The organism is Halorubrum ezzemoulense DSM 17463 (assembly GCF_002114285.1).
GTDB classification, from domain to species: domain Archaea; phylum Halobacteriota; class Halobacteria; order Halobacteriales; family Haloferacaceae; genus Halorubrum; species Halorubrum ezzemoulense.
The window spans coordinates 20,948-27,930 of the sequence record NZ_NEDJ01000042.1 but is presented as its reverse complement, the minus strand read 5'-3'; the positions used below and the strand labels follow the sequence as shown (position 1 = coordinate 27,930).

The 6,983-nt window shown below is 68.6% G+C and carries 9 protein-coding genes; 6 read left to right on the top strand and 3 right to left on the bottom strand.

Annotated features, from left to right (window positions below; all coding sequences use genetic code 11):
• Positions 1-21: 21 nt before the first annotated feature.
• Both upp and B9H04_RS11860 read right to left on the bottom strand, forming a co-directional pair.
• Positions 22-699 (bottom strand): uracil phosphoribosyltransferase, encoded by a 678-nt coding sequence (gene upp, locus B9H04_RS11865; protein ID WP_085682734.1) that lies wholly within the window; start codon positions 697-699, stop codon positions 22-24.
• Positions 700-792: 93 nt separating this feature from the next.
• Complete coding sequence (locus B9H04_RS11860; protein WP_049932006.1) at positions 793-1,032, bottom strand: hypothetical protein; 240 nt, start codon at positions 1,030-1,032, stop codon at positions 793-795.
• Positions 1,033-1,090: 58 nt separating this feature from the next.
• Between B9H04_RS11860 and B9H04_RS11855 the strand changes: the two genes are divergently transcribed.
• Positions 1,091-1,417, top strand: a complete 327-nt coding sequence (locus B9H04_RS11855; protein WP_049932004.1) for a hypothetical protein — start codon at positions 1,091-1,093, stop codon at positions 1,415-1,417.
• Between the two features lie 96 nt (positions 1,418-1,513).
• On the top strand, positions 1,514-1,753 hold the full coding sequence (locus B9H04_RS11850) for a hypothetical protein (RefSeq protein WP_049932002.1): 240 nt from the start codon (positions 1,514-1,516) through the stop codon (positions 1,751-1,753).
• Between the two features lie 27 nt (positions 1,754-1,780).
• Here the strand turns inward: B9H04_RS11850 and B9H04_RS11845 are convergent, their stop codons facing one another.
• Complete coding sequence (locus tag B9H04_RS11845) at positions 1,781-3,079, bottom strand: CobW family GTP-binding protein (protein ID WP_085682733.1); 1,299 nt, start codon at positions 3,077-3,079, stop codon at positions 1,781-1,783.
• Between the two features lie 163 nt (positions 3,080-3,242).
• Here B9H04_RS11845 and B9H04_RS11840 point away from each other — a divergent pair, with 163 nt between their 5' ends.
• The 4 genes from B9H04_RS11840 to B9H04_RS11825 all read left to right on the top strand — a co-directional run bounded on the left by B9H04_RS11840 (position 3,243) and on the right by B9H04_RS11825 (position 6,974).
• A complete protein-coding gene (locus tag B9H04_RS11840) occupies positions 3,243-3,449 on the top strand; it encodes a hypothetical protein (RefSeq protein ID WP_049931998.1) in 207 nt (68 codons plus the stop codon).
• Between the two features lie 94 nt (positions 3,450-3,543).
• On the top strand, positions 3,544-3,840 hold the full coding sequence (locus tag B9H04_RS11835) for a hypothetical protein (RefSeq protein ID WP_049932143.1): 297 nt from the start codon (positions 3,544-3,546) through the stop codon (positions 3,838-3,840).
• A gap of 28 nt (positions 3,841-3,868) precedes the next feature.
• Positions 3,869-4,822, top strand: coding sequence for an ArsA family ATPase (locus tag B9H04_RS11830; RefSeq protein WP_049931997.1), 954 nt, complete (start codon positions 3,869-3,871; stop codon positions 4,820-4,822).
• Between the two features lie 265 nt (positions 4,823-5,087).
• Complete coding sequence (locus tag B9H04_RS11825) at positions 5,088-6,974, top strand: carbon starvation CstA family protein (protein WP_049931995.1); 1,887 nt, start codon at positions 5,088-5,090, stop codon at positions 6,972-6,974.
• Positions 6,975-6,983 lie beyond the last annotated feature (9 nt).

Below are 6,983 nucleotides of genomic sequence, written 5' to 3'. Positions count from 1 at the left end.
AGGTTGGTCAACGAGGCAGGTTCACGCGGTCCGGGACGACGGGTCGCCGGCGTCGCCGAGGCCAGGGACGATGAACCCGTCGTCGTCGAGGTGATCGTCGATGGCGACCGTCAGCAGGTCCGCCTCCGGGACGGCCTCGCTCACGCGGACGAGGCCGGCGGGCGCGGAGACCGCGGAGAGCACGAACAGGTCCTCGAAGTCGTCGGCCTCGTCGAGGACGTGGTCGAGGACGGCGGCCATCGTCGATCCCGTCGCGAGCATCGGGTCCGCGACGATGACGGTGTCCTCCGGGCGGATCTCGGGGAGCTTCACGTAGTCGATGGTGATCGGGAACTCGCCGTCGTCGGTCATCCCGGCCGCCTCGTCGCGACCGGCGGAGATGACGCCCTGCTTCGCGCGGGGGAACGCCTTCAACAGCCCCTCGACGAAGGGGGTCGCGGCCCGGAGGACGTTGATGATCACCACGTCGTCGAGTCCTTTCACGCGCTCGCCGGTCGTCTCCGCGAGCGGGGTCTCGACGGGGACGTACTCCGTCTCCATCGCGCCGTCGATGATCTCGTAGCCGCAGATCCGCCCAAGCTTCACCAGGCCCTTCCGGAACGCCACCTGTTCCGTCTCGGCGTCGCGCAGCCGCGAGAGGGTGTCCGTCGCCAGCGCGTGCGTGATGAGGTACGCGTCGTCGCGGTCTTCGATCGTCATTATACGGAACCGCGCCCGGAACGGTCTTAAAACGTGGCGAATCGAGCGCTCGCCGGACCGCGACCAGAGGGCAGCCCCCTCCGGCGACCGCACCTAGCGGAGCGCGACGACGTACGTCACCGCGAAGAGGATCACGGCGAGGGTCGCGACGTTCCGGAGCGACAGCGTCGCCGTCCCGACGAAGTCGAGCCCCCAGACGATCATCCAGGCGAACCACGCCGAGAGCACGGCGTTCATCGCGAGCAGCACCTTGGGATCGCCTGAGGAGTGCTCGACGCCCTCGCGGATCCCGGCCTCGTCGCCTCCCTCGTCCGTGCGCTCCTCGGCACTCATACGCGGATTCGCGGCTGTGCGCCACTTAGCTCTTGTCCGTTCGGGCCGTACGGCCCTCATGATCGGCCCGGTCCACCTCCGCAACCGACGCGGGGACCCCATCGATCCGATCCCCTTCCTCGTGACGACGGGGCTCGCGTTCGCGCTGGTCTTCTCGTTCGGGCCGCTGTACGGCCTCGCCTACGGGCTGTCGCTTTCGGCCGCGCTTGCCCTCTCGGCGCTCGGGTTCGTCGGAGTGACCATCGTCGCGTACCGACAGCTCGTCCGGTCCGCGCCTCCGGTCGGTGCCGGGGCGCTCCCGGCCGACCTCCGGTTCGAACGCCTGTTGTACGCCGGGGTCGTGCTGGGGATCGCGTTCCTTGCGCTCACGCTGCCGCTGCTGTGACGGGGCGCCGAGCGCGGGGCGGCCTCCGCGGGTCGGCTGTGCGAATCGGTTACACGACACCGGGGGACTAAGATGATCGATGCGGATCATTACGATATGGGCATCTTCGAGACGGTAACCGACGCGCTGGCGGGGTCGACGGGGACGGCACCCGGGGCCGCCGGCGACGACGGCTCCGAGGGGGCGTACTGGTGCGACGACTGCGGCGTCCGCGTCCGCGACGTCGACGTCGACGACGAGGGGCTCGACCGCGACGCGGAGGGGACGCCGACGTGTCCCGACTGCGGCGACCCGATGCGGTTCGCCCGCGCGACCGGGGGCGACTGCGCCTGCTGATCGCCGACCGCCGGTCGCGTCGAGGGGTTACGGCTCCCGGAGCGCGACCTCGGCGCCCTGCTCGCTCGGGAACGGGGCTGGGCCGACGTCGGCCGGGTCGTCACCGATCCCCGGGTCGCCGAGCTCCGCGAGTTCGTCGTCGGTCAGAAGCGCGTCATCGAGCCGGTCAACGAGCGGTGCCTCGTCGACTCCCGTGCCGATGACGACGAACTCGGTCCGGCGGTCGCCGTGGTCGTCGTCCCACTCTAGCTTCGGGCGGTTCGAGCGGAGCATATCGCGCTCGACCGACGGCAGGCTCGCGATCCACGGGCCGAGCGCCTCGACGCGGACCGACCGACCCGCCTGCCCGACCTGCTGGCGCTGGTCGGTGCCTGCGACCCACAGCGTCCCCTTCGAGCGGACCACGTCGGCGGGGAGGTCTCGGAGGAGAGCGGCGAGTCGGTCCGGGTGGAACGGCCGCCGGCGGCGGTAAGTGAATGAGGTGACGCCGTACACCTCGTCGGGGTGGCGGTGGTCGTGGGCGTGGTCGCCGTCGCGGCCGTGGTCGTCGTTCGTCCCGCTATCGGCGTCGGCGTCGTCGACCTCGGCAAGCGCGCGCTTCCCGCCGGGGAGTTCGCCGAGTTCCCGCTCGTCGAACAGCCCGACGCCGAGGATCCGGTCCGGGTCGACCGCGGAGAACTCCGTGACGACCGTCTCCGCGTCGGGCTGGAGCGCGCCCACGAGGTCGACCGCCTCGTCGATTTCCGCGTCGGTACAGAGGTCCGCCTTGTTACACACCACGAGGTTCGATACCTCGACCTGCTCGACGAGGAGGTCCGAGAGCGGCCGGTCGGCGTCGTCCTCGTCGCCGGTCGCGGCCCCGGCGCCGGCGTCGGGATCGACGCGCCGCTCCGGCGTCTCGTCGCCCGCGAACGCGTCGAGGAACTGCCGCGTGTCGATCACGGTCACCAGCGCGTCGACCCGGTACCGGGCCGCCGCGCGCGACTCGGTCGTGAACAGCCGCGCGACTGGCGCGGGCTCCGAGATGCCCGAAGACTCGACGACCAGGGCGTCGAAAGAGCGCTCGTTCGCGAGCCGCACCACGGCGCTTTCGAGGTCGTCCTGAAGCTCACAGCAGATACAGCCGTTCGACAGCTCTGTGACGCCCTCGACATCAACCTCGGACTCCTCGGTGATCAGGTCCGCGTCGACGTTCACGTCCCCCATGTCGTTGACGAGGACCGCGATGTCGCGGTCGCCGGCGTTCCGGAGCAGGTGGTTCAGAAGCGTCGTCTTACCCGCGCCGAGTCCCCCCGAGAGCACGGTCACCGGGATGCGGTCGTCCATACGGGCGGATCGGACACGACGCTCTTGAACCCCCGGCCGACACACGGAAACTCGGGCGGCGGGGCGAAAACCGGGCGGCGCGCGGGGCCGGCCCGAGGGGTGAGACCGACGCGGACCGGTCCGAGCCGATACGTTGATACGCCGCGGTCGTCGTACTCGCGATATGGTTCTGTCCGCCTCCGCCGTGTCGCTCGTCAGCGTCTCGGTGACGGTGCTGATGGTCGCCGCGATGCTGTATCTCGTCTGGGGATCGCTCGACAGCGACATCCACACGCCGAGCCCCGGTAGCGAGGACCACCCGGAACTGGACGACGACGGCGACGACAACGACGAGGCGTCGGGCGAACTTCCGGACGGGAACGCCGCCTGACGCCGCGACCGCCGAGGCCGATCCGGCCGCTGTCCGCCCCTCGGCGGCCCGGGCCGCGACAGGTTTTAACAGGGGAAGAGTGTCATGAGGAATGATGACAGTAGCAGACCGGATCGAGCGGTTCCGGGCGGTCCTCGAGGAGTGGGTCCGGGGCCTGTACCACGGGATGATCACGCACCCGGCCTACGAGAAGATCGAGAAGGAGGCCGAGGACGCCGAAGACGAATTCATGCTGGCGTGTTTCCCGGACGCGTTCGGGATCCCGTCGCCGGTGTCGTACTACACCGCCGAGCTGCTCCCGTACCTCGAAGACGAGTTCGAGGCGTGGGAGCGGCGACTGTGGGACCGCGAGACGCTGCTAGAGCGGAAGGGGCAGCAGTACCACTTCTGATGACCGGACGACACTCACGCCGCGACTGATGGAGCAGTTCGTCTTCTTCGGCGGCAAGGGCGGCGTCGGCAAGACCACGGTCTCGTGCGCGTACGCCCACCGCTGCGCGCGAGACGGTCTCCGGACGCTCGTCGTCTCGACCGACCCGGCCCACTCGGTGTCGGACGTGTTCGACCAGCGGTTCGGCGACGAGCCCGAGTCGGTCGCGGACGTCGACGGGCTCGACGCGATGGAGATCGACCCGGAAGACGAGATGCAGCGGCACCTAACGGAGATCCGCGAGGCGCTCTCGGAGCAGGTGTCGGCCGCGATGGTCTCGGAGATCAACCGCCAGCTGGAGATGTCCCACGGGACGCCGGGCGCGTACGAGTCGGCGCTGTTCGACGCGTTCGTCGACGTGATGCGCACGGAGAGCGAGCCGTACGACCGGGTCGTGTTCGACACCGCCCCGACGGGGTCGACGCTCCGGCTGCTCGGGCTCCCTGAGTTCCTCGGCGACTGGATCGACCGGCTGCTGTACAAGCGCGAGCAGTCGATCGACCTGTTCGAGAAGGCGGCGATCGGGGACATGGAGCCCCGGCGCCTGCTGGAGGGCGACCCCGTGATCGAGCGGCTCAACGAGCGCAAGGAGTTCTTCGAGTACGCCGGCGAGACGATGCGCACGGACGCCGCCTTCTTCCTCGTGTTGAACCCCGACCAGCTCTCGGTCAACGAGACGGAACGGGCCATCGAGGCGTTCACCGAGCGAGACCTGCGGGTCCGCGGGCTGGTGGCGAACAAGCTCACGCCGTCCCCCGACGAGGGAGAGCAGGGGCGCGGAGCGCGCTACCTCCGCGAGAAGGTCGAGACCGAGCGCGAGCGGCTCGCGCAGGTCCGCGAGGGGTTCGACCCACCGCTCGTCGCCGAGATCGAGTCGCGCACGACGGAGGTCCGGGGGGACGTGCTCGCCGACGTGGCCGCGTCGCTCGACGTGGAGCCGTAGATCCGTCGGAGTCGAGCGCGCGGCCGCGAGCTGGGAGAGCGCGCGCGGCGATCCGACTCGATCGCGCGCGGCGGCTGCGGTCCGTCCGGGTGCGCGCGAGGTGGGTCGACGGGCGATCTGGGCAGATTTTACCTATTAGTCAGAGAAATTAACTTCGTTTCGACGGTGAGTAGCGTTACTCGATCCGGGGGAGTCGTCTATCGTCATGAACGAAGATAACGTTTAAGTTCGACATAGTGAATCGATACCACGAGGCAGGGACCTTATGACAAGTATAATTTGGATCGTCGTCGCCGTACTCAGTACGTTCACCGTGGGATACGTGGGGTACTCGCGGTACCTCTCTCGTTTCGTCGATCTCGACGACGAGCGGGAGACGCCGGCACACAAGTACGAGGACGGCCAAGAGTACGTACCGGCGAAGAAGCCGGTTCTGTTGGGGCATCACTTCTCAAGTATCGCGGGCGGCGCGCCGATCGTCGGCCCGATCACCGCCGGAGCCATCTGGGGCTGGGTGCCGGCGCTGTTGTGGGTCGCCATCGGCAATCCGCTGATGGGAGCGGTCCACGACTTCATCTCGCTGTCCGGGTCGATGCGACACGAGGGGAAGTCGATCGGCTACATCATCGGCGAGTACGTCGGCGAACGCGGTAAGGACATGCTGCTGTGGTTCGCGTTCCTCACCATCATCCTCGTGGTGGCGGTGTTCGCCTTGGTCGTCGGGATCGTGTTGAACGCGTTCCCCTCGGCCGCGACCGCGAGCCTCGTGTACATCGCGCTGGCGTTCCTGTTCGGCGTCTACCTGTACCAGCTCGACGGCCCGTTCCTCCCGGGGACGGTGGTGTTCGTCGCGGGCGTGTTCGCGGGCGTCTGGCTCGGTATCCAGTACCCGATCGCGCTGTTCCCGGCGGTGGAGTCCGGGGCGTTCCCCCAGGGGACCATCGTGCTCTTCGAGTTCCTCGGTAACGGCGGGTGGCTGCCCGGAGCGGTGATGAGTGCGGACGCCATCCTCCAGCCGAACGTCGCCGCGTGGGTGCCGGTCATCCTCGTCTACGCGACACTGGCGAGCGCGCTCCCGGTGTGGGTGCTGCTTCAGCCCCGCGACTACCTGTCGTCGTTCCTCCTCTACTCGGGAGTCGGCGGCGCGTTGCTCGCGATTATCGTCGGAACGCTGCTCGGCACCTCGGCCCAGCCGCTGACCGTCGATCCCTCCATCGGCGCGTACATGGGCTTCTTCGGTAGCGAATTGGCCGTCGATACCCGAGGTATCACGCCGCTTTTCCCGCTGTTGTTCGTGACAATCGCCTGCGGAACCATCAGCGGGTTCCACTCGCTGGTGTCCTCCGGGACGACGGCAAAACAGCTGAACAAGGAGAGCGACGCTCGCCTCATCGGCTACGGCGGGATGCTCGGTGAGGGGCTGCTCGCGTCGGTCGCCATCTCGACGCTCGCGGTGGCCGGGGCGACCACGGCGGCCGCGGGCGGCGGCATCGGCGGCGCGCTGCCGAACTTCGCGACCGGCGGGGGGATCATCCTCACCAGCCTCGGGATCCCGCAGGGCGTCGGCGCGCCGTTCATGGCGCTCGTGTTGGTGAGCTTCCTGCTCACCTCGACCGACACCGCGGCGCGGCTCGGTCGGTACATGATGGAAGAGATCGTCGGAACGACCGGGAGCGGGACGACGACGGGCTTCTCCGCCGACCTCGGGAGCATCGCCAAGGGCCGGTACACGAATCCGGCCGTCCAGTCGCTCGTCGCGTACCTGCTCGTCATCTCCGGCGAGTGGGTGACGCTGTGGGCGCTGTTCGGTGGCGCGAACCAGCTTCTCGCGGCGCTGGCGCTGCTCGCCGGCACGGTCTGGCTCGCGAACTGGGACGAGTCCAAGCAGCTCGCCTCCACCGGCGTCCCGATGACGATCATGGTGACGATCACCGTCCTCGGGCTGTCGTGGGTGGCGCTGTGGGACAACCTCTATCAGAAGCTCATCCTCGGTAACGTGGCCGGACTCAGCGGCCAGATATCGGCGGTGGTCCAGATGGGGCTCGCGTTCGTCCTCATCTACCTGGCCCTGTCGCTGGTGCGGATCGGCTACGACAACATCACGACCGTGCGGAGCGACAGCGGAGCGGCCGCAGAACCGAGCGACGACTGACTGAGATCG